The sequence below is a fragment of the Bordetella trematum genome, assembly GCF_900078335.1.
GTDB lineage: Bacteria > Pseudomonadota > Gammaproteobacteria > Burkholderiales > Burkholderiaceae_B > Bordetella > Bordetella trematum.
The window spans coordinates 36,167-57,008 of record NZ_FKBR01000050.1 but is presented as its reverse complement, the minus strand read 5'-3'; the positions used below and the strand labels follow the sequence as shown (position 1 = coordinate 57,008).

Here is a 20,842-nt window from a genome sequence, read left to right as displayed (position 1 = left end):
GCGCCTGCAGGCGCGCGCGGCCGAGCAGGCCGTGATGGCGGGCGAGCCGCTGGGTTTGTTGCACGGCCTGCCGCTGGGGGTGAAAGACCTCGAGCCAACCGCCGGCCTGCTGACCACGTATGGCTCGCAGCTGTATCGCGACCATGTCCCGACGGAGGATGTCGAGCTGGTGGCACGCCTGCGCCGCGCCGGCGCCATCGTGACCGCCAAGACCAACGTGCCCGAGATGGGCGCGGGCGCGAACTCGCGCAATACCGTATGGGGCGCGACCGGCAATCCCTTCAATCCCAACCTCAACGCCGGCGGCTCGTCCGGCGGCTCGGCAGCCGCGCTGGCGGCTGACCTGCTGCCCGTGTGCACGGGCTCCGATACCGGCGGGTCGCTGCGCATTCCGGCGGCCAAGTGCGGGGTGGTGGGCTTGCGGCCCTCGCCGGGCGTGGTGCCCAGCGTGCGCAAGTTGCTGGGCTGGACGCCGATCTCGGTGGTGGGCCCGATGGGGCGCACGGTTGCCGATGCCTGCCTGCAACTGGCCGCCAGCGCCGGCCCGGATGCCGGCGACCCGCTGAGCTACCCGCTGGACCCGCTGGGTTTTCTGACGCCAGACAACGTCGACCTGGGCAGCCTTCGCGTGGCCTACAGCGAGGACTTCGGCGTGTGTGACGTCGACCCGGAGATCCGCCAGACCTTCCGCGCCAGGATCGCGGCCATGAAGCACCTGTTCGCCGCCTGCGACCCGGTCGAGATCGACTTCGGCCAGGCGCATCGCTGCTTTGACGTGTTGCGTGCCGAGGCCTTCGTGGCAGGCATGCGCGACGCCTACGAGAAAGACCCCGCCAGCCTCGGCCCCAACACGCGCGCCAACTATGAGATGGGCGCGGCCATGAGCCTGCAGGATTGCGCCTGGGCCCAGGCCGAACAGACCCGCCTGATCCGGCGCTTTCAGCGGGTCTACGACGATTACGATCTGATCCTGTCGCCCACCACGCCGGTGTCGCCTTTCCCCTGGACACAGCTCTATGCCGTCACGGTCGATGGCAAGCGCCAGGAGAACTACTACCGCTGGCTCGCGCTGACCTACGTGATCACGCTCACTACCCATCCGGCCCTGACGCTGCCTTGCGGGCGGGATACCCATGGCATGCCTTTCGGCCTGCAGATCGTGGGGCGCTTCCGGGGCGACCGGCAGCTGCTGGCGGCCGCGCAGGCGATGGAAGAGGCCTTCGCCGGCATGGAGGAACTGAGGCGCCCCGTACCGGATCTGCGGGCCCTGCTTGCGGCCGAGCCACCCTTGACCTCGATCGTGGAAACCCCCGCCGGCGCGCCGGCAGCAAGCGCTTCGGCGGCCCGCGTATCGGCGGTCTAGCCTTCTTGCGGACCCGGTCGTGCCGCCAAAGGCCGGCCGGGCCTCCGGGCCGGAGGGTCGAGGGCGCGGCATTTGAGGCATAGAATATCGTTTTGCCTTACCCCGCTCCCAACCGGAGAACCGCCATGAACGCCCGTGTACCCGACGACGCACTGCCACCCACGCTCGATCCGCAAGCCCTGCAGGCTTTCGTCGATGACAAGTGGGACCGCGAGATCATTCCAGCACTGACCGACTACATCGCCATCCCGGCCAAAAGCCCGGCCTTCGATGCCGACTGGGAAAAGAACGCCTTCATCGAACGCGTGGTGCGCGATGCCGCGCAATGGGTCGAGGCCCAGAAGGTGCGTGGCCTGACGCTCGAAGTGGTGCGCCTGCCGGGCCGCACGCCGGTGATCTTCTTCGATGTACCGGCCACGCGCCAGGACAACGGTGATACCGTGCTTCTCTATGGCCACCTGGACAAGCAACCGGAGTTCTCGGGCTGGCGCTCCGACCTCGGCCCGTGGACGCCCAAGTACGAAGACGGCAAGCTCTATGGCCGGGGCGGCGCCGACGATGGCTACGCCATCTACGCCTCGCTGACCGCCATCATGGCGCTGGACAAGCAGGGCGTGCCGCGCCCGCGTTGCGTGGGCATCGTCGAAACCTGTGAAGAATCCGGCAGCTATGACCTGCTGCCTTACATCGATGCGCTGCGCGAGCGTCTGGGCAACGTGTCCCTGGTGGTGTGCCTGGACTCGGGGGCCGGCAACTATGACCAGCTCTGGATGACCACCTCGTTGCGCGGCATGGTGGCCGGCACCCTGGAAGTCCAGGTTCTGGACGAGGGCGTGCACTCGGGAGACTCCAGCGGCGTGGTGCCGTCGAGCTTTCGCATCCTGCGCCATCTGCTCGACCGTCTCGAAGACAGCGCCACCGGTCGCCTGCTGCCGCAAAGCCTGCATTGCGAAATCCCGGCCGATCGCATCGAGCAGGTCAAGGCGACGGCGCAGATCCTGGGCGACGAAGTCTGGCGGCGCTTTCCCTGGAGCTGCGGGGCCGAGGGCGGGTTCGTGCTGCCCATGACCACCGAACCCGAACAGGCCCTGCTCAACCGCACCTGGCGCCCGACCCTGTCGGTCACCGGCGCCGAGGGCCTGCCGCCGCTCAGCAGCGCGGGCAACGTGCTGCGTCCGCGCACCGCCTTCAAGCTGTCGTTGCGCCTGCCGCCGCTGGTGGATGCGGTCGCTGCCTCGCAGGAAATCAAAGCCCTGCTGGAAGCCGATTCGCCCTACAACGCCAAGGTCATCTTCCATGCCAACGAAGGCGCGGCCACGGGCTGGAACGCACCGAGCACCTCGGCCTGGCTGTCCAAGGCGCTGGATGAGGCCTCGCAGGCCTACTATGGCTCGCCCTGCGGCTACATCGGCCAGGGCGGCACCATCCCGCTCATGAGCCTGCTGCAAAAGGGCTTTCCCAAGGCGCAGTTCATGGTCTGCGGCGTGCTGGGCCCCAAGTCCAATGCCCACGGGCCCAATGAATTCCTGCATGTGCCCTATGGCAAGAAACTGACCGCAGCCGTGGCCCAGACCATGGCCGCCATGCCGCAGGCCTGACAGCCGCAACGGGGGCAGGGGCCCCCGCCACGGGCCGGCAGCCAGCCGGCCCATCACCACGGATATCCCATGATTTTGAATACTCCCGCTGCCGGCGAGGTCGCCGACGAGGTGCGCGCCTGGGTTGACCGCGCGGTCATCGGCCTGAACCTCTGTCCTTTCGCCAAGGCGGTCCAGGTCAAGGACCAGGTGCGTTACGCCGTGAGCGATGCCGAAGACGCCGAAGGCGTGCTGCAGGATCTCGAAGAAGAACTACTGCTGCTGTCGCAGGCCGATCCCGAAGTGATCGACACCACGTTGCTGATCCTGCCCGAGGCGCTGCCGGACTTCTACGACTTCAATGATTTTGAAGAGATCTCCGAGCGCCTGCTCAAGCGCATGCGGCTGGTGGGAGAGCTGCAGGTGGCGACCTTCCACCCCTTGTTCCAGTTCGCCGAGACCGAGCCCGACGATATCGAGAACTACACCAACCGTTCGCCGTATCCCATCCTGCATCTGCTGCGCGAAGACAGCATCGACCGGGCGGTCGAGGCCTTTCCCGATGCCTCGGAGATCTACGAGAAGAATATCGAGACGCTGCGCGCCCTGGGCCATGAGGGCTGGGCGAGGCTGATGCGCGGCGAGCCGCGCGACCACTGAGAGGCCGCTGGCCGCCTCAGCGGTCGGCCATCTCGCGTAGGTCTTCGGGCGCGGCAAAGCGCTCGCGCAATTGAGGCAGGCCGACGCGTTCCAGGATCTCCTGCAGCCGCTCTGCCGCCTTGCGGCGGGGACGCCCCGGCTTGTGCTGGGCGATGATGAGCTCGTTTTTCATCGAATGTTCCCAGCCGACCAGCTCGGTCACGCTGACCTGATAGCCATGCGCTTCCAGTTGCAGGCAGCGCAACACATTGGTGAGCTGGCTGCCGAACTCGCGCGTGTGCAGCGGATGGCGCCACAGCTCGGCCATCGGGTCGCCCAGCGACGCCGCCTTGTGCTGGCGCAGGGCGGCGGCCACCTCGGCCTGGCAACAAGGCACCAGCACGATATGACTGGCGCGCTTGGTCAGCGCAAAGCGGATGGCGTCATCGGTGGCGGTGTCGCAGGCGTGCAGCGCGGTCACCACATCGATGGTTTCCGGCAGCAGCGGCGAGACGATCGACTCGGCCACAGACAGATTCAGAAAGCTCATGCCGCCGAAGCCGGCGCGCTGCGCCAGGTCGCACGAGCTTTGCACCAGCGCCTCGCGCGTCTCGATGCCGTAGATATGCGAGTCGTCGGCCTGTTGCTTGAAGAACAGGTCGTAAAGAATGAAGCCCAGGTACGACTTGCCGGCGCCATGGTCGGCCAGGGTCACGCGGCCGCGCCTGGCCTTGACCTCGGCCAGCAGCGGTTCGATGAACTGGAACAGGTGATACACCTGTTTGAGTTTGCGCCGGCTATCCTGATTCATCTTGCCGTCGCGGGTCAGGATGTGCAGGGCTTTAAGCAGTTCGACCGACTGGTCGGGGCGGATTTCGTAGGTTTTGGACATCGTGGAACAGGCGGGGGCGGGCGCAGACGGCCCGGGCCAAAGCGGCAGTTTAACGAGAAAACCGTCGCGTCATCGCCGCCGACCCCGCCATGCACCGACGGGAAGGGCCGTCTCAGCGCCCCTCAAGGCGGGCCAGCGCATAGGTGACGATATCGGCCGGCCAGCCTGCCATGCAGGTGTTCAGGGCATCGCGGTCGTTGGCGTACAGCGCCCGCAGCGCCGCCTCGTATTGCGGCAGATCGCCGGCGATGGCTGACAAAAAATAATAGGCGGCATCCTGGCGCTGGCGGGTCATGGTGTCGGGATGCTTGCTGGCATGTTCGACCAGTTTGCGCAACGTGACCGATGCCCCGCCGGGCTGGTTGGCCAGCCACTCCCAGTGGCGCGGCAACAGCGTCACCTCGCGCGCCACCACGCCCAACCGGGGGCGCCCGCGGCTGCGCACGGCGTCGACCGACGGGGCAGGGCTGGCCGGCGCCTCGCTGGCCGGGCTGTGCTGCGGTTCCAGCTCGGTCTGGCGGCCGGTGGCATCATCGAACACCAGCACCTGGCCGGCCGGGCGTCCATGCAAGGCCAGGGCGACCTCGGCGGGCGAGCCATGCGCGATGCGCTGCTTGTCGAGAAAGGCGGTGAAGTGCGTACTCATAATTAAATCCGGGTAAAATTGAAATGTGCCGCAAGCCCCCGTGTCTTGTCAAATTACCCGGGTAAAATGTGGCGGGTACGCGACAGCTTTCTGAAAGTCTGATTGTCGGCCCTCGGGCACGGACATATCGGGGCAAGGGTTATAGGGGCTATCCCTAGTCAGCCGGGCTGATCGGCGTATAATCTTGCTTTGCGCCCGGAGTTTCCTCATGCGTCTCGTTCAAAAAGCCCTCACCTTCGACGACGTGTTGTTGGTGCCAGCTTTCTCTAATGTGTTGCCGCGCGACACATCGCTTGCCACCCGCCTGACCCGTAACATCACCCTGAATATTCCGCTGGTTTCCGCCGCCATGGACACCGTGACGGAGTCGCGCCTGGCGATCGCCATGGCCCAGGAAGGCGGCATCGGCATCATTCACAAAAACCTGAGCGCCGACGAACAGGCCCGTGAAGTTGCCCGCGTCAAGCGCCATGAATTCGGCATCGTCATCGATCCCATCACCGTCACCGCCGACATGAAGGTGCGTGACGCGATCGCGCTGCAGCGCCAGCACGGCATCTCGGGCCTGCCCGTGGTGCAGGGTCGCCAGCTGGTCGGCATCGTCACCAACCGTGACCTGCGTTTCGAAGACCGCCTGGACCAGCCGCTGAGCGAAATCATGACGCCGCGCGAACGCCTGGTGACCATGCACGAAGGCGCCACGCTTGACGAAGCCCAGGCCCTGATGCACAAGCACCGCCTGGAGCGCGTGCTGATCGTCAACGACGCCTTTGAGCTGCGTGGCCTGGCCACCGTCAAGGACATCGTCAAGAACACCGAGCACCCCAACGCCTGCAAGGACGCCCAGGGCCAGTTGCGCGTGGGCGCGGCCGTCGGCGTGGGCGCCGGCACCGAAGAGCGCGTCGAGAAACTGGTCGCCGCCGGCGTTGACGTCATCATCGTCGACACCGCGCACGGCCACTCCGCCGGCGTGATCGAGCGCGTGCGCTGGGTCAAGCAGCACTATCCCAAGGTGGAAGTCATCGGCGGCAACATCGCCACCGCCGAAGCCGCCCGCGCGCTGGTCGAAGCCGGCGCCGATGGCGTCAAAGTGGGCATCGGCCCCGGGTCCATCTGCACCACCCGCATCGTGGCCGGTGTGGGCGTGCCGCAGATCACTGCCATTTCCGACGTCGCCAAGGCCCTCGAAGGCACTGGCGTGACCCTCATCGCCGACGGCGGCATCCGCTATTCGGGCGACGTGGCCAAGGCCATTGCCGCAGGCGCCTCGGCCTGCATGATGGGCGGCATGTTCGCCGGCACCGAAGAGTCGCCGGGCGAAGTCGTGCTGTTCCAGGGGCGTTCGTACAAGTCGTATCGCGGCATGGGCAGCCTGGGCGCCATGGCCGACGGTTCGGCAGACCGCTACTTCCAGGATCCGTCCAACAACGCCGACAAGCTGGTGCCGGAAGGCATCGAAGGCCGCGTGCCCTACAAGGGCAGCGTGCTGGCCATCATCTATCAGCTGGTCGGCGGCATCCGCGCCTCCATGGGCTATTGCGGTTGCGCCACCATCGAAGAAATGCGCACCAAGCCGCAGTTCGTCGAGATCACCGCAGCGGGCGTACGCGAGTCGCACGTCCACGATGTGCAGATCACCAAGGAGGCGCCGAATTACCGCGCCGACTGATCTGCTTCGATCAGGTCAATATTCGTAATGCACCGCGCACCGGCAGAGCTCAACCGTTCTGGCCGGTGCGCTTTTATTTCCAACCGGCAGAGTCACCATGCATCAGCGCATCCTCATTCTTGACTACGGTTCGCAAGTCACCCAGCTCATCGCCCGTCGCGTTCGCGAGGCTGGCGTCTATTCCGAAATCCATCCCGGCGACGTCAGCGACGACTTCGTGCGCGAGCAGGCCGGCCAGGGCCTGATGGGCATCATCCTGTCGGGCAGCCATGCCTCGGCCTACGATGCCGACTCCATGCGCGTGCCCGCCGCCGTCTTCGAGGCCGGCGTGCCCGTGCTGGGGATCTGCTACGGCATGCAGGCCATGGCGTTGCAGCTGGGCGGCAAGGTCAGCTTCAGCGACCATCGCGAGTTCGGCTACGCCGAAGTCGCCGCCCAGGGTGACACCCAGCTGCTCGCCGGCCTGTCCGACTTCCAGAACGACGCCGGCCAGGACATGCTCAAGGTCTGGATGAGCCACGGTGACAAAGTCACCGAAGTGCCGCCCGGCTTCACGGTCATGGCCTCCACGCCGTCCTGCCCGATCGCCGGCATGGCCGACGAAACGCGCCGCTTCTATGCCGTGCAGTTCCACCCCGAAGTCACCCACACCGTGCAGGGCAAGGCGCTCATCTCGCGCTTCGTGCGCGAGATCTGCGGCGGCACCGGTGACTGGAACATGCCCGACTACATCGCCGAAGCCGTTGAGCGCATCCGCGAACAGGTCGGCAGCGACGAGGTCATCCTCGGCCTGTCCGGCGGCGTGGACTCGTCCGTGGCCGCGGCGCTGATTCACCGCGCCATCGGCGACCAGCTCACCTGCGTCTTCGTGGACCACGGGCTGCTGCGCCTGAACGAAGGCCAGCAGGTCATGCAGACCTTCGCCGAGAACATGGGCGTGAAGATCATTCACGTCGACGCCAGCGGCCAATTCATGGGCAAGCTGGCCGGTGTCTCCGATCCCGAAGCCAAGCGCAAGATCATCGGCCGCGAATTCGTCGAGGTCTTCCAGCTCGAAGCCGGCAAACTCAAGGGCGCCAAATGGCTTGCCCAGGGCACCATCTACCCTGACGTCATCGAATCGGCGAGCGCCAAGACCGGCAAGGCCGTGGCGATCAAATCGCACCACAACGTCGGCGGCCTGCCCGACACGCTCAACCTGCAACTGCTCGAACCGCTGCGCGAACTCTTCAAGGACGAAGTCCGCGAACTCGGCGTAGCCCTCGGCCTGCCGCCGCAGATGGTCTACCGCCACCCGTTCCCCGGCCCGGGCCTGGGCGTGCGCATCCTGGGCGAAGTCAAACAGGAATACGCCGACCTCCTGCGTCAGGCGGACGCCATCTTCATCGAAGAACTGCGCAACACCAAGGACCCCGCCAGCGACCTGACCTGGTACGAACTGACCTCGCAAGCCTTCGTGGTCTTCCTGCCCGTCAAGTCCGTCGGCGTCATGGGCGACGGCCGCACCTACGAATACGTCGTCGCGCTGCGCGCCGTCCAGACCTTCGACTTCATGACCGCCGACTGGGCGCCCCTGCCGCACCCCCTGCTGGCCCGCGTCTCGTCCCGCATCATCAACGAAGTCCGCGGCATCAACCGTGTGGTCTACGACGTGTCCAGCAAACCGCCGGCGACGATCGAGTGGGAATGATCCCGCGTCTGGCACGGTCAGGCATCTGAAGGCATGAAAAGCCGCTAAGCCCGCGTAATTGCGGGCTTTTTTGTGTTTGTGTCTGGCACGATCTGGCAACGGGGGGAAGCGCCAAGCACCGTTTGAGCATGGCATTAAAGCTGGTATTATGGTTTGGCGATGCCATGATTGATGCCGATACCATGCTGCGTTCTTTTGTGTGTTAATGGTATCAATATTCTATAAGTCACTGTTTAATAAAGAAAAAATACGATAAATTCGAGGTTTTTTCAGCATGGTATCGGAGACGAAGAAGGACAAGGTACATGCTGACCGATACCAAGCTGCGCAATCTCAAGCCCAGGGACAAACTCTACAAAGTGAATGACCGGGAAGGTCTCTATGTGGCAGTGACTCCAGCCGGCTCCATCTCGTTCCGTTACAACTACTCAATCAACGGTCGGCAGGAGACCATCACCTTTGGGCGTTATGGTGTCGGTGGCATCGCCCTGGCCGAAGCCCGCGAGCTGTTGGGTGACGCCAAGAAGATGGTTGCGGCGGGCAAGTCGCCGGCCAAGGAGAAAGCCCGAGACAAGGCGCGGGTCAAAGATGCAGAGACGTTCGGTGCCTGGGCGGAGAAGTGGCTGCGTGGCTACCAGATGGCCGACTCCACCCGCGATATGCGCCGCTCGGTTTATGAGCGTGAGCTGAAGCCGAAATTCAGCAATCAGAAGCTGGTGGAGATCACCCACGAAGACTTGCGGGCGCTGACTGATGCCATTGTTGAGCGAGGCGCACCGGCCACCGCCGTTCATGTGCGTGAAATCGTGTTGCAGGTATTTCGCTGGGCCATCGAGCGTGGGCAGAAGGTCGAAAACCCGGCAGAACTGGTGCGCCCAACAAGCATCGCTCGATTCGAGCCACGTGACCGAGCGTTGACGCCAGAAGAAATCGGGCTGATGTACCAGTACATGGAGCGAGTGGGCACAAGCCCAACAAACCGTGCGGCGGCCAAGCTGTTATTGCTGACGATGGTGCGCAAGAGCGAACTAACCAACGCGACCTGGAGCGAGATCAACTTTAGCGAAGCGCTTTGGACGATTCCGAAGGAAAGGATGAAGCGTCGTAACCCGCACCTGGTATTCCTGTCGCGGCAGGCGCTGGATATTTTCATTGCCCTGAAAACCTTTGCCGGCGGTTCCGATTTTGTACTGCCATCACGGTACGACTCGGACGCGCCCATGAGCAGTGCCACACTCAACCAGGTACTGACGCTGACATACAAAGCGGCGCAGAAAGACGGGAAGACGCTTGCTAAGTTCGGGCCGCATGATTTGCGGCGCACAGCCAGCACACTGCTGCATGAGGCCGGCTACAACACTGACTGGATCGAGAAGTGCCTGGCGCATGAACAGAAGGGCGTGAGGGCCGTGTACAACAAGGCAGAGTACCGTGAGCAACGCGCGGAGATGTTGCAGGATTGGGCGGACATGATTGACGAGTGGACTGCGTAGAATGCCCACTGATTTTTTAGCCGCTAAAATTTTCCTTGGAGTTCTACTTCTTCAAGTGGAATGCGTTAGGAATTAGTGCCAATGCCTTGGACACGGCTTGGCGTCCGATGCCAAGCCTTCGAGCAATCTCCGACTGATTGAATCCAGAGTGCTGGAGTACCAGCATCTGTTTTTTACGATCCGATAGTTTTGAATCCGCCATTAAGCGGGCCTGATTGCGTAGTTCTGCTTTGTCGGCTGGCTGGACGGTCTGCGCCAACATGTAGTGGTAGAAATAGCTATCCACCAACGGGTCGCCGGATGCCGCCTGTGGCGTAGATCGTCTTGCGCATTGGCGGTTAAGCCTGGCAAGTTCGAGGTTGAAGTGCATATGAGATCTTTTGGCTTGGCGATATGCCGGATTCCATTCGCCATTTGCTAGCTTCGGACGGTGCTCAGCGCAAAACTGGTGGCTGAGTTCAAGCTTTCGATGGTCTTCCAGCTCAGCATCATTGATCTGTTCGTCAGCTACCGTCGCCATGAAGGATGCAAACTCGGTCAAGTTTCCACAGAAATCGCAAAAACCATGCTTTCGTTGGCTATTCAGGTTGACTCCACTTGTCGGCGCTGACTTTTTCGGACGTTTGCATGCACAGTCCCAAACCAGTCCGACTAAAGATTCTAGGGTGGCGACAAAGCGCTGGTCTCTTGGGGTTTGCTTATCCTCTGTCTTGATGAATTGGCGCAGCAACTGACGCTGCACACGAACCATCGCCTCGAATCCCACCAGTCGGATGATTGCGCTGAAAGCTACGCCTGTACCGGCGCCAGGGATATAGCCGCTATAGCTCGCAGGAAGAGCTGCCATGTAGGCCGTCACGGCGGGGTCGATCACTTCTTCGATCAATCGAATGATGGGGTAGCGCCGCGAGGATACGGAGTACGGCTGCCATCGCTCCTCAAACTGTTTAAGAGCTTCTGAGGTGCATGGGTCGCAATTTTCCCATATGACGATTTTTGGCTCATTCTTCATGTCAACCATTTTAGCCAATTATTTGGCTGAATCAAGCTGTATTGCTAGGCACCATAAGGCATTCGTTAGCAACTGGATGCCAAGCTATGCAAACAACAGAAAACATGGTGCTCATCAACAGGAAGAAACTCTTGGAGATGATCCCACTATCTTCAAGAACGATTTACAACCTGGAGCAACGAGGAGAATTTCCACGCCGTATCGCGCTCACCAGTAGGAATGTTGCCTGGGATTTGTCAGAGGTAGAGAGTTGGATTGAGGCTCGTAAGTCGTCTGGTGCTCAGGCGGCTCGACCTGGCCCTGTAGAGGGCTAGCTATATGGCTCTTGACCTGATGGCGGCTTTCACAGAATTGCCGCCGCCCGTTGATTACGTCCTGCCTAATATGGTTGCGGGTACTGTTGGTGCTCTTGTATCGCCTGGTGGGGCTGGTAAATCCATGCTGGCCCTGCAATTGGCCGTGCAGATTGCCGGCGGGCCTGATTTGCTTGAAATAGGCGAGGTTTCCAAGGGCCAGGTGGTGTATCTACCTGCTGAAGATCCACCGACTGCTATTCACCATCGTCTGCACGCCCTTGGGTCGCATCTCAGCAGCGCAGAACGGCAAGCCGTGGCTGATGGTTTGCTCATTGAACCCTTGATCGGTAAATGCCCCAACATCATGGCTTCTAGCTGGTTCGATGCTCTCAATCGAGCCGCTGAAGGCCGCCGTTTGATGATTCTGGATACGCTACGACGCTTCCACATTGAGGAGGAGAACGCGAGCGGGCCTATGGCGCAGGTAATTGGGCGCATGGAGGCCATAGCTGCCGATACAGGTTGCTCTATCGTTTTTCTGCATCACGCGAGCAAAGGTGCGGCTATGGTAGGTGCTGGCGACCAACAGCAGGCCAGCCGAGGATCATCCGTTCTGGTCGATAACATCCGTTGGCAATCGTACCTATCCGGCATGACGCAAGGCGAGGCCGAGATACTGGGGGTCGATGATTGTCAGCGTGGGTATTTTGTTCGCTTTGGCGTCAGCAAGGCCAACTATGGCGCACCTTTTCAAGAACAACTCTGGTTTAGACGGCACGACGGCGGCGTGTTGAAGCCTGCTGTACTGGAGCGGCAGTGCAAGGTGAAAAGGAGGCCGCGTGAAGAAGCCTAAGCATGACCTGACCCACGTTCGACATGATCCCGCGCACTGTTTGGCACCTGGCCTATTTCGCAGCCTCAAGCGTGGCGAGCGCAAACGGGGCAAGCTGGACGTGACCTACACCTTTGGTGAAGACGAATCCATGCGCTTCGTTGGTTTCGAACCTCTTGGGGCCGATGACATGCGCCTTCTGCAAGGCATCGTGGCCCTTGGCGGGCCGAACGGCATCTTGCTGACCCCGGAACCGACCAGTGAGACCGGGCGGCAGCTACGGCTATTCCTTGAGCCCCGTTTCGAAGCCATTGAGCAAGACGGCTTGGTTGTCCGTGAGAGTCTGACTAAGCTGCTTTCAGAAACGGGCATGACGGACAGCGGCGACAACATCAAGGCGCTCAAAGCTAGCCTGCTACGCATGTCGAACGTCACCATTCTTGTGACGAAGGGCCGGCGGCAAGCCGCGTTCCATCTGATGAGCCACGCCTTTGACGAAGCGGACGGTAGGCTATGGGTTGCCCTGAATCCGCGCATTGCCGAAGCGATCCTGGGGCATCGTCCATATGCCCGTATCGACATGGCGGAAGTGCGGGTGCTACAGACTGACCCGGCACGGTTGATGCACCAACGGCTATGCGGCTGGATCGACCCTGGCAAATCCGGGCGCGTGGAGCTGGGCACGCTTTGCGGCTATGTATGGCCAGATGAAGTCACCAACCCCAACACACTTAAAACACGCCGCCAGACCGCTCGCAAGGCACTGGCCGAGCTTGCCGCCGTGGGCTGGATAGTAAACGAGTACGCCAAGGGAAAATGGGAAATCAAGAGGCCTGGCCACACGGCAACAGCACCTGTTCACCGTCGTAACACCACCCGCCTACCGTCGTAACGTCACCCTTTCACCGTCGTAACGCCACCCGTCCCGATCTGGAAAACCCAGGTGGGGCAAGGCTTTGCGGGGAGTTTGAGAAATCGATCTAAGATTATCTAAAGATAATCCATCATGCGCGGTGCAGCTCGCGCCTTGAGGGCGCGTTCTGACCTTGCCACTAAAGCCCTGGCGGGCTTTCTCAATCGGCCATAGGCCGATGGTTTAACGCCAAGAAGAGAATATGTATTCAGTGGCTTCTAAAACGCCTTGTGAGAGACGAAGGCAAGCGGGGTGTCTTACCTATGCGCTGAAGCCGAAACGGCGTCTAACAACGCTGGAGGGCCGCTGTGCGTGCTTATGGGTTATCTGTACCGAACCTTATCTCAAAAATTGAAATGGCTAAGCGATGCCCATCCGTTCGGTAAGAATAATAAGAAGATTATTATTCTTATTATTACCAAGCAGGAATGAACCATGCGTGCTGGATGCGCGTCGCTAGTAACCTGCGTGAAGGTGTCAACATCCGAAAAGGTTGCCCCTCAAGTATCAATACGTCGCCTTAGTGGTATGACGGGAGGGGAGGCGAATTTCTTGTGTTCATTGACACTTGAGGGGCGGGCTATGCCTTCCTTCTTGGCGTCCAACTCGCCCCGTTGGGGCGAACGGGGTTTTTCGATTTCTAGCTATTCTGGACTTCGATTTAAGGCCGATTTAACAGCGATTATTAAGCGACCACGCCGATTACATGCCGATTCTTTGGCGATTATGAGCATGTTGCTAAGAATCGGTATTTGTTTGACGATAAAACGCCTCGCATTCGATATCCACTAGATTTGCAATAGTGGCTGGGATGCGGGCAGGATGGGTGAAGTAGGCCCACCCGCAAGCGGGTCGTCCTTCTTCACTGTCCCTTATTCGCGCCGTGGGCACTCAACGGGAATCCTGCCCTGCGGGGCTGGTCGGCTACCGCCGGCAGAGACGAAAGCGAGGTTGAACGATGGATGAAAGCAATCGCGTCACGCGCAAGGGCAGCACGCCGATCAAGGTGTATTGCTTGCCCGAAGAGCGGGCGCTTATTGAAAAAAACGCGGCAGCGGCAGGCTTGAGCCTGTCTGCGTTTCTGCTGGCCGTTGGCCAGGGCTATGAGGTCAAGGGCATCACCGACTACGAGCGCGTGCGCGAGCTGGCCCGGATCAATGGCGACCTTGGCCGACTTGGCGGCCTGCTGAAACTCTGGCTGACCGATGACGTGCGGACGGCGAAATTTGGCGAGGCGACCATCTTGGCGCTGCTGGGCCGGATTGAGGCCACCCAGGACGAAATGGGGCGCGTCATGAAAGCCGTGGTACGGCCGAGAGCCGAACCATGACTTTAGCGGCTAAATTCTTGTCAACCTATTCGGCCAATTATTAGGCTGAATCAAGATGCATTGCTAGGCACCATAAGGCATTCATTAGTAATTGGAGGCCAAGCCATGCAAACTTCAAAAAATCGGATTTTCAACCGCTGGACATTGCGATCCGTCGCACTGGCAGCCAGTATCATCACTGTGTCTATACCACCGGTTCAGGCCGGTATCCCCGTCATTGACGGCGGCAACCTGACCCAGAACATCATGACTGCTATCGAGTCTGTAGCGCAGACGCTCAAGCAGATCGAGCAGTATCAGACCCAGTTGCAGCAGTACGAAAATCAGCTCCAGAACACGATGGCCCCAGCCGCGTATATCTGGGATCAGGCGCAGACCACGATCAACCGGCTGATTGCCGCGCAAAACACGCTGGCCTATTACGAGAACCAGCTAGGCAGCCTGGATCGTTACCTGGCCAAGTTTCAGGACGTGGCCTATTACCGCAGCTCGCCATGCTTCAACGGCAGCGGTGGATGCACGGATGCAGAGCGGGCTGCAATGGCTGAAAACCGCCGCCTGGCGTCAGAGTCGCAAAAGAAGGCTAACGATGCCCTGTTTCAGACCGTGGCCGACCAGCAAAAGGCTTTGAAGGATGACGCCCGTACCCTGGAGCGGCTGCAAGGCGCAGCCCAGGGTGCGACTGGCCAGCTACAGGCCATCGGCTACGCCAACCAGCTCGCCAGCCAGCAGGCCAATCAGCTCTTGCAGATTCGCACCATGTTGACCGCCCAACACAATGCAGAAGCAGCCCGGATTGCAGCAGAACTCGATGCTGAGGCGCGAGGCGATGCCAGGGCCGAGCAAATGCGTACCTGGACGTTTCGCCCGAGTCCGGCAGACAACTACTAGGGAGGCGGTGAGATGAAAAAAATCTTATTTACTACTGCGGCTGCGGTGCTGTTGTTGGCTGGATGTGAAAAGGAAAGGATGCCCGAACCAAACGCGGCGACTTGTGCCCCTGATGCGTTCCAGGCAGCACTGAATGAAATGCGCAGCGAAGCGAACCGAGCGGCTTTCACCGAGGAATGCAGGGCATTCCAGAAGTCCAAGCAGATGCGTCAGTGGGAGTTCAAGCCCAGCCCTAAAGATGATTATTGAGGTGGTCGCCATGAGAAAGAAAATTGCTTTAGGCGGCTTGATGATGGTCACCACAGTGGTGCTGGCTGAGCCTGCAATGGCGCAGGAGCTTAGTAGCAGCGGTGTTATGAATGATGTGCTCAAGCGTTTTCATGATGCTGCTGCAACGTGGGGGCCGGCTATTGAGTCCGCTGCATCGCGTTTGTTCTGGACGTTGGTTGTGATTTCGATGGTCTGGACATTCGGCATGATGGCTTTGCGCAAGGCCGACATTGGCGAGTTCTTCGCAGAGTTCGTTCGCTTCACGATCTTCACCGGCTTTTTCTGGTGGCTGCTGACGAATGCGAACCAGGGCATGAATATCGCCGGTACGATTGTTCAGTCATTGCAAACCCTGGGCGCGCAGGCGGGGGGGCTTTCCAATAGCAATCTTGGGCCTTCCAGCATCCTTGATCTTGGTTTCGAGTTATACAACCGCACGGTACAGGCGACCTCGGAGCTGGGATGGCGGCAGATGGCAACTGCTCTGGTTATGGAGCTAATGGCCCTGGCTGTTTTGTTTGTCCTGGCGTTGATTGCGGTCAACCTGTTGCTGTTGCTCGCATCGGCCTGGATTCTGTTGTATGCCGGTGTGTTCTTCCTTGGCTTTGGTGGAAGTCGTTGGACTTCCGACATGGCGATCAATTACTACAAGACCGTGCTGGGCCTGGCCGCGCAGCTTATGGCAATGGTGCTGCTGGTTGCGATCGGCAAAGAGTTCATCAATCACTACTACACGCAGATCAGCGAGAACCTGGCATCCCAGGAACTGGCCGTGATGTTGGTTATATCGGTCATCTTGCTTTTCCTGGTCAACAAAATTCCGCCGATGATTTCTGGTCTTGTGTCTGGTGGTGGTATAGGCGCAGCCGGTGGAATTGGAAACTTCGGTGCGGGTGCCGCAGTTGGGGCAGCGGTGACGGCGGCCAGTATGGCAACTGGCGGCGCTGCCCTGGCAGGTAAAGCCGTTATGGGTGCCGCTGCCGGTGCTGCCGGAGGAGCAAGTGCACTCCAGGCGGCTTTTCAGAAAGCATCGGCGAGTATGGAAGCCGGCGGTGACATGTCCAGCATGGGGTCAGTGGTTAGCAGTGGTGGAAGCGGTGGCGATGAAGCCGGCACCGGCGACACGCCATTTGCGCAAGCGGCTGGCTTTGGTGATAGCGGCAGTAGCTCACGCGGTGGCGGCTTTGCCAGGGCCGCGAAGCTGGCCACAGGCACGGCCTCCGAGTTGGCCAAGGGTGTCGGCTCTCAATTGAAGCAGGGATTCCAAGAGCGAGTGAGCGAAACCACAAGCGGAAAGCTGGCTGCTTCGATACGCGAAAGCATGGAGCCGAAAGAAGCCGGCCAATCTGGCCAGTTCGAGGGTAATAGCTTGGGTGGCGACTCTGGCCCAGATAGTAACGAAGTCAGGAGGTAGCACGATGACAACATCAACATACATGGCCGCATTGGCGGCCCTGGATGAAGCGCCAAGGGAAGAAGTCAGCCAGGTATTTGTTTCGCCGCTGGGCGACCAATCGACCGCGGTCGATGCAGAGGCGGAAACAGCCGCTTTTGTATCACGGCCAGCCCTCATGCGAGAGATCGAAACTAAGCCGGTAAGTATTGAGGTTAATGGCGGTAGGAATGAACGGTCAGCATTCGCGGAGGCGGCGGGGCTGTACCTGTAGGCGCACCGGGCTGGCCACAACCAGCCCGGCACTTTCAATCAACACCTACTGGAGAGGTGAATCATGACAACACAACATATTATCGAACCAGGGCAAGCAGTGCATCAAGCAGCGGCTATTCTTTCTTCTTTGGAGTACATCAACCAAGCGGAAGCGCGGAGCCTTGGGCCATTGGCCGAAGCCGTCGCTAATGCTTTTATGGTGGTGTACTACCAGGCCGAAACGGGCCGGGCGACCAGGGCAGATTTTCAGGAGGCTATAAAAGCCCTGCGTCAAGCATGTGGCTAATGACGTTTTGAGTAAATGCGCAAATGTAGAAAGGCGGCCAGTGGCCGCCTTTCTACCTCTCATCATTGGGCCATTCTCGGCCTACTGGTGGAGCATCGACCCATTCCCGTTCCTCGGGCGGTAGCGGGTAAGCCCCGGAGGCTTCCGCGCCGGCCAGCAACTCGGCCATCGTGTAGCGCACCGGGCCAACCGTGACGGTACGGCTATCTGCAATCGCCTCCTCGGTTTCTTTCTTGTTCATGCTTGTACCTCTCTTGAAACCCTTAGCGACTATTATTTGTTGTCTCATATAACAGTAATATTGCTTCCGGAGTTAAGTCAATGAACACCAATGAACCTGCCTTCCTGGACGATGATGGCCCAAGTTCCGATCTGCCCGCGTTCATCTCCACTACCAATTCCGGCGAGTTGTACGGGCTACGCGAGGGCGAAACCGTGGTGGAGGCCATAGCCCGACACCAACGCGAAAGGTCAGGCGTGCGTGATTCTTCATGACCAGCTCAGCGACCCCGGTCGGCCATCGCCGGTTCCGACGATGGCCGCCGCCCGGCGCTGTTACCGCAACAAGAGTGTGGGAATGGTCGAAGAGCGGAGCAGGTCAGCGGTCTTGCTCCCAAACAACAGGCTGCGTAGCGGTGAGTGGCCGAACGCGCCCATGATGAGCATGTCGATGGCCTGTTCCTTCACTGCCGTCGCAATCACGGTTTCCGCGTCACCAGGAGTCAGTAGGGCCGTGACTTCATAGCCTGCGGCCTCCAAGGTGGTTTTTGCCCAATCAAGCTGCTTGGGTGCGTCCTGGCGTTCCTTGCCTGCCATCAGCAGCGTGATCGGCAGGCCACGAAACAACGGACTGCCGGCGACCATTTCCACCCCGCGCCGGGTGACGATGCCACCGTCGAAGGCGATCATCACGCGCTGCGGCTCGTGAAAATCGTCGGTGACAGTCAGGATCGGTCTGTTCAAGGCCCGCACGACACGTTCCACGTTGCGCCCTAGATCCCGTTGCGTTGTGTCTGCGGACTCTCCACGGCGACCTAGCACCAACAGGCGCACGCCTTCGGCCTGCTCGACCAAGGTTTCTTCCAGTTCGCCGTGACGCTGGCGAACATCCACAAATGTAGCGCTGGCGGCGATGGCACGCTCACGCAGTTGGTTCAGGAAGATGCGACCTTGTTCGCGGGCATTTCTGGCACGGGCCTCGTCCTCTTCCGACAACTTGACCAGCAGTTCCTCTTGCGCGTTGACGCCGATGGCTCCGCTAAGGTCTTCGCCCGATCCCTGCTCGGGATGGGGGTCGATGATGTGCAGGAACTCCAGCGGTGCGTCCATGCGTCGAGCCGCCCATGCGGCGTAGTCGGCCACGTAGTAGGCAAAGCGGGATTGATCCACGCAGGCCAAGACTTTGTTTTCGTTTTTCATGATTGTGTCCCCTTTCAATGGCCCATCAAAATGTCGTCGGCACCGTCTTTGTCATGCACGGCGAACTTGTCCACCATCGTGGTGCTGGCCTCGTTCAGTCCGATGACCTCCACCTCGGCGGCCTCGCGCCGGAACTTGATGACCACTTTGTCCAAGGCGCTGACGGCGGTGATGTCCCAAAAGTGGGCGCGGCTCACATCAATGCGCACCTTCTCGATGACTTCCTTGTAATCGAAGGCGTTGACAAAGCGTTCTGCCGAAGCGAAGAACACCTGCCCTGTCACGGTGTAAGTGCGGGTGCGCCCCTCGTCCTCGGCGCGCGAAGTTACGCGGAGAATCTGGCCCACTTTGTGGGCGAAAAAGAAGCCCGACAGCAACACGCCGACCAGCACGCCTTGCGCCAGGTCATGCGTGCTAACGGTCACGGCCACGGTTGCCAGCATGACGACGCTGGAGCTTTTGGGGTTCTTGCGCAGGTCGCGGATTGAAGCCCAGTTAAAGGTGCCGATGGAGACCATGATCATCACCGCAACCAATGCAGCCATTGGGATGCGGGAAACCCAGTCGCCGATGAACACGACCATCAGCAACAGAAACACGCCGGCGGCCAGCGTGGAGAGTCGTCCTCGACCACCGGACTTCACGTTGATAACCGACTGGCCGATCATGGCGCAACCCGCCATGCCGCCCAGGAAGCCGGAGGCGATGTTGGCCACACCTTGGCCCACGCACTCGCGGTTCTTGTTGCTGTTGGAGTCGGTCAGGTCATCGACGATGGAAGCCGTCATCATGGATTCGAGCAGGCCGACGACCGCAAGGGTCGCCGACACAGGGAAGATGATCCCGAGGGTTTCCAGGTTCAGCGGCACATCGGGCAGCAGGAAGATCGGCAGGCTATCGGGCAACTGGCCCATATCGCCGACAGTCCGAATGTCGATGCCCAGGACAATGGCAACAATCGTCAGCACTACGATGGCAACCAAAGGCGAAGGCACCGCTTTGGTGGCGTAAGGGAAAAGGTAGATGATCCCAAGGCCAGCCGCCGTCATGGCATAGACGTGCCAAGTGACGTTGGTCAGCTCGGGCAATTGCGCCATGAAGATCAGGATGGCCAGCGCGTTGACGAAGCCGGTGATGACCGACCGGGAAACGAAGCGCATCAGCGCGCCGAGCTTGAGCCAGCCGGCAATGATCTGAAGCACGCCAGTCAGCACCGTGGCGGCCAGCAGGTATTGCAAGCCGTGCTCCTTGACCAGCATGACCATCAGCAGCGCCATCGCGCCGGTGGCGGCCGAGATCATGCCGGGCCGCCCGCCTGCGAAGGCGATCACGGTGGCAATACAGAAAGAGGCATACAGGCCGACTTTGGGGTCAACGCCTGCAATGATTGAGAAGGCAATCGCTTCGGGAATCAGGGCCAGCGCGACAACGATGCCCGCTAGTAGGTCGTGCCGGACATTGGATAGCCAGTCCTGGCGTAAAGATTTCATCATTAGTTCTGTTCCGGGGTGTGGGCTCACCGCAGGCTGGAACGAACCGAAGGCGCGAATGCTCCTTTTCCCGGCCCCGAAAAAGAGAACGGCCCCAGACGATGGGGGCCTGCAAGGCGCAGCCAGTCGTACGTTCAGCCTCGTGCGAGCGAAGATTGATATCTGAAAAAGCGGGCTCGCTGCGAGACTGGTAGTTACACTGGCAAGGACTCCAATAATGGCTGACGCTATGGCGTCAGGTTACGATACTTCGATTAACCCGAGATTGTATCATCTTGCATCACACCAAGAAAGCCCGACTCAGTGAGCAATCGAAAGGAGAGGTCGAACGCCGCCTGAGCGGCGCGTCCCAGGTAAGGTGATGGGCATGGTATATTTCATGGTATCTAATTAGTTATATTTCTTAATCTATTGATTTATATGAAAATTTTATGACTATTGATAATAGAGTGGGAGTGATCCCGC

The 20,842-nt window shown here is 60.4% G+C and carries 22 protein-coding genes; 16 read left to right on the top strand and 6 right to left on the bottom strand.

The annotated features are described in order from the left end of the window. The 3 genes from A7V84_RS19655 to A7V84_RS19645 all read left to right on the top strand — a co-directional run. Positions 1–1,363, top strand: a 1,363-nt coding sequence (locus A7V84_RS19655) for an amidase (protein WP_235815957.1), incomplete at its 5' end; no start/stop codon positions are given. A 125-nt stretch (positions 1,364–1,488) separates the two neighbouring features. Continuing rightward, on the top strand, positions 1,489–2,961 hold the full coding sequence (locus A7V84_RS19650; RefSeq protein WP_025517412.1) for a M20 family metallopeptidase: 1,473 nt from the start codon (positions 1,489–1,491) through the stop codon (positions 2,959–2,961). A gap of 69 nt (positions 2,962–3,030) precedes the next feature. Then, positions 3,031–3,600 (top strand): DUF1415 domain-containing protein, encoded by a 570-nt coding sequence (locus A7V84_RS19645; protein WP_033534006.1) that lies wholly within the window; start codon positions 3,031–3,033, stop codon positions 3,598–3,600. A 16-nt stretch (positions 3,601–3,616) separates the two neighbouring features. Here A7V84_RS19645 and A7V84_RS19640 read toward each other — a convergent pair whose 3' ends face one another. Next, a complete protein-coding gene (locus A7V84_RS19640; RefSeq protein WP_063492102.1) occupies positions 3,617–4,471 on the bottom strand; it encodes a class I SAM-dependent methyltransferase in 855 nt (284 codons plus the stop codon). A gap of 112 nt (positions 4,472–4,583) precedes the next feature. Continuing rightward, positions 4,584–5,117: a DUF2239 family protein gene (locus A7V84_RS19635; protein WP_063492103.1), complete on the bottom strand. Its 534-nt coding sequence runs from the start codon at positions 5,115–5,117 to the stop codon at positions 4,584–4,586. Between the two features lie 208 nt (positions 5,118–5,325). Between A7V84_RS19635 and guaB the strand changes: the two genes are divergently transcribed. From guaB to A7V84_RS19620, 3 genes are all read left to right on the top strand, one after another. After that, the gene (gene guaB / locus A7V84_RS19630; RefSeq protein ID WP_025517406.1) at positions 5,326–6,786 is read left to right on the top strand and encodes an IMP dehydrogenase; all 1,461 of its coding nucleotides are present in this window, start codon (positions 5,326–5,328) and stop codon (positions 6,784–6,786) included. A 97-nt stretch (positions 6,787–6,883) separates the two neighbouring features. Beyond that, positions 6,884–8,476 (top strand): glutamine-hydrolyzing GMP synthase, encoded by a 1,593-nt coding sequence (guaA, locus tag A7V84_RS19625; protein WP_025517405.1) that lies wholly within the window; start codon positions 6,884–6,886, stop codon positions 8,474–8,476. Between the two features lie 305 nt (positions 8,477–8,781). Continuing rightward, positions 8,782–9,969 carry a tyrosine-type recombinase/integrase gene (locus A7V84_RS19620; protein ID WP_063492104.1) on the top strand — a complete coding sequence of 396 codons (1,188 nt, stop codon included), beginning with the start codon at positions 8,782–8,784 and terminating at the stop codon, positions 9,967–9,969. Between the two features lie 43 nt (positions 9,970–10,012). Here the strand turns inward: A7V84_RS19620 and A7V84_RS20940 are convergent, their stop codons facing one another. Then, positions 10,013–10,990, bottom strand: a complete 978-nt coding sequence (locus A7V84_RS20940) for a helix-turn-helix domain-containing protein (RefSeq protein ID WP_082833002.1) — start codon at positions 10,988–10,990, stop codon at positions 10,013–10,015. 77 nt (positions 10,991–11,067) lie between these two features. Between A7V84_RS20940 and A7V84_RS20935 the strand changes: the two genes are divergently transcribed. The 9 genes from A7V84_RS20935 to A7V84_RS20920 all read left to right on the top strand — a co-directional run bounded on the left by A7V84_RS20935 (position 11,068) and on the right by A7V84_RS20920 (position 17,468). Beyond that, positions 11,068–11,295 carry a helix-turn-helix transcriptional regulator gene (locus tag A7V84_RS20935; protein WP_028968554.1) on the top strand — a complete coding sequence of 76 codons (228 nt, stop codon included), beginning with the start codon at positions 11,068–11,070 and terminating at the stop codon, positions 11,293–11,295. 4 nt (positions 11,296–11,299) lie between these two features. Continuing rightward, positions 11,300–12,130: a helicase RepA family protein gene (locus A7V84_RS19615; RefSeq protein ID WP_063492105.1), complete on the top strand. Its 831-nt coding sequence runs from the start codon at positions 11,300–11,302 to the stop codon at positions 12,128–12,130. After that, positions 12,117–13,001 carry a replication protein C, IncQ-type gene (repC, locus tag A7V84_RS19610; RefSeq protein ID WP_022960378.1) on the top strand — a complete coding sequence of 295 codons (885 nt, stop codon included), beginning with the start codon at positions 12,117–12,119 and terminating at the stop codon, positions 12,999–13,001. The genes A7V84_RS19615 and repC overlap by 14 nt, the downstream gene beginning before the upstream one ends. Before the next feature lie 979 nt (positions 13,002–13,980). Continuing rightward, the gene (gene traJ, locus A7V84_RS19605; RefSeq protein WP_022960380.1) at positions 13,981–14,352 is read left to right on the top strand and encodes a conjugal transfer transcriptional regulator TraJ; all 372 of its coding nucleotides are present in this window, start codon (positions 13,981–13,983) and stop codon (positions 14,350–14,352) included. Positions 14,353–14,457: 105 nt separating this feature from the next. Next, positions 14,458–15,243, top strand: coding sequence for a P-type conjugative transfer protein TrbJ (gene trbJ / locus A7V84_RS19600; protein WP_063492106.1), 786 nt, complete (start codon positions 14,458–14,460; stop codon positions 15,241–15,243). Between the two features lie 12 nt (positions 15,244–15,255). After that, positions 15,256–15,492, top strand: a complete 237-nt coding sequence (trbK, locus tag A7V84_RS20930; protein ID WP_022960382.1) for an entry exclusion lipoprotein TrbK — start codon at positions 15,256–15,258, stop codon at positions 15,490–15,492. A gap of 10 nt (positions 15,493–15,502) precedes the next feature. Next, entirely contained in the window at positions 15,503–16,927 is a 1,425-nt protein-coding gene (gene trbL, locus A7V84_RS19595) for a P-type conjugative transfer protein TrbL (protein ID WP_063492601.1), read from the top strand. Between the two features lie 4 nt (positions 16,928–16,931). Then, entirely contained in the window at positions 16,932–17,180 is a 249-nt protein-coding gene (locus tag A7V84_RS20925; RefSeq protein ID WP_082833003.1) for a hypothetical protein, read from the top strand. Positions 17,181–17,243: 63 nt separating this feature from the next. After that, a complete protein-coding gene (locus A7V84_RS20920; RefSeq protein ID WP_022960385.1) occupies positions 17,244–17,468 on the top strand; it encodes a type I toxin-antitoxin system ptaRNA1 family toxin in 225 nt (74 codons plus the stop codon). 52 nt (positions 17,469–17,520) lie between these two features. On the opposite strand, the gene A7V84_RS20915 is transcribed toward A7V84_RS20920, so the two are convergent. Beyond that, positions 17,521–17,709: a hypothetical protein gene (locus A7V84_RS20915; RefSeq protein ID WP_022960386.1), complete on the bottom strand. Its 189-nt coding sequence runs from the start codon at positions 17,707–17,709 to the stop codon at positions 17,521–17,523. 80 nt (positions 17,710–17,789) lie between these two features. Between A7V84_RS20915 and A7V84_RS21290 the strand changes: the two genes are divergently transcribed. Further along, a complete protein-coding gene (locus A7V84_RS21290; RefSeq protein WP_022960387.1) occupies positions 17,790–17,963 on the top strand; it encodes a hypothetical protein in 174 nt (57 codons plus the stop codon). A 60-nt stretch (positions 17,964–18,023) separates the two neighbouring features. Here the strand turns inward: A7V84_RS21290 and A7V84_RS19590 are convergent, their stop codons facing one another. Continuing rightward, complete coding sequence (locus A7V84_RS19590; protein WP_082833004.1) at positions 18,024–18,887, bottom strand: universal stress protein; 864 nt, start codon at positions 18,885–18,887, stop codon at positions 18,024–18,026. A 14-nt stretch (positions 18,888–18,901) separates the two neighbouring features. Further along, positions 18,902–20,380: a SulP family inorganic anion transporter gene (locus A7V84_RS19585; RefSeq protein WP_082833005.1), complete on the bottom strand. Its 1,479-nt coding sequence runs from the start codon at positions 20,378–20,380 to the stop codon at positions 18,902–18,904. Positions 20,381–20,842: the final 462 nt, after the last annotated feature.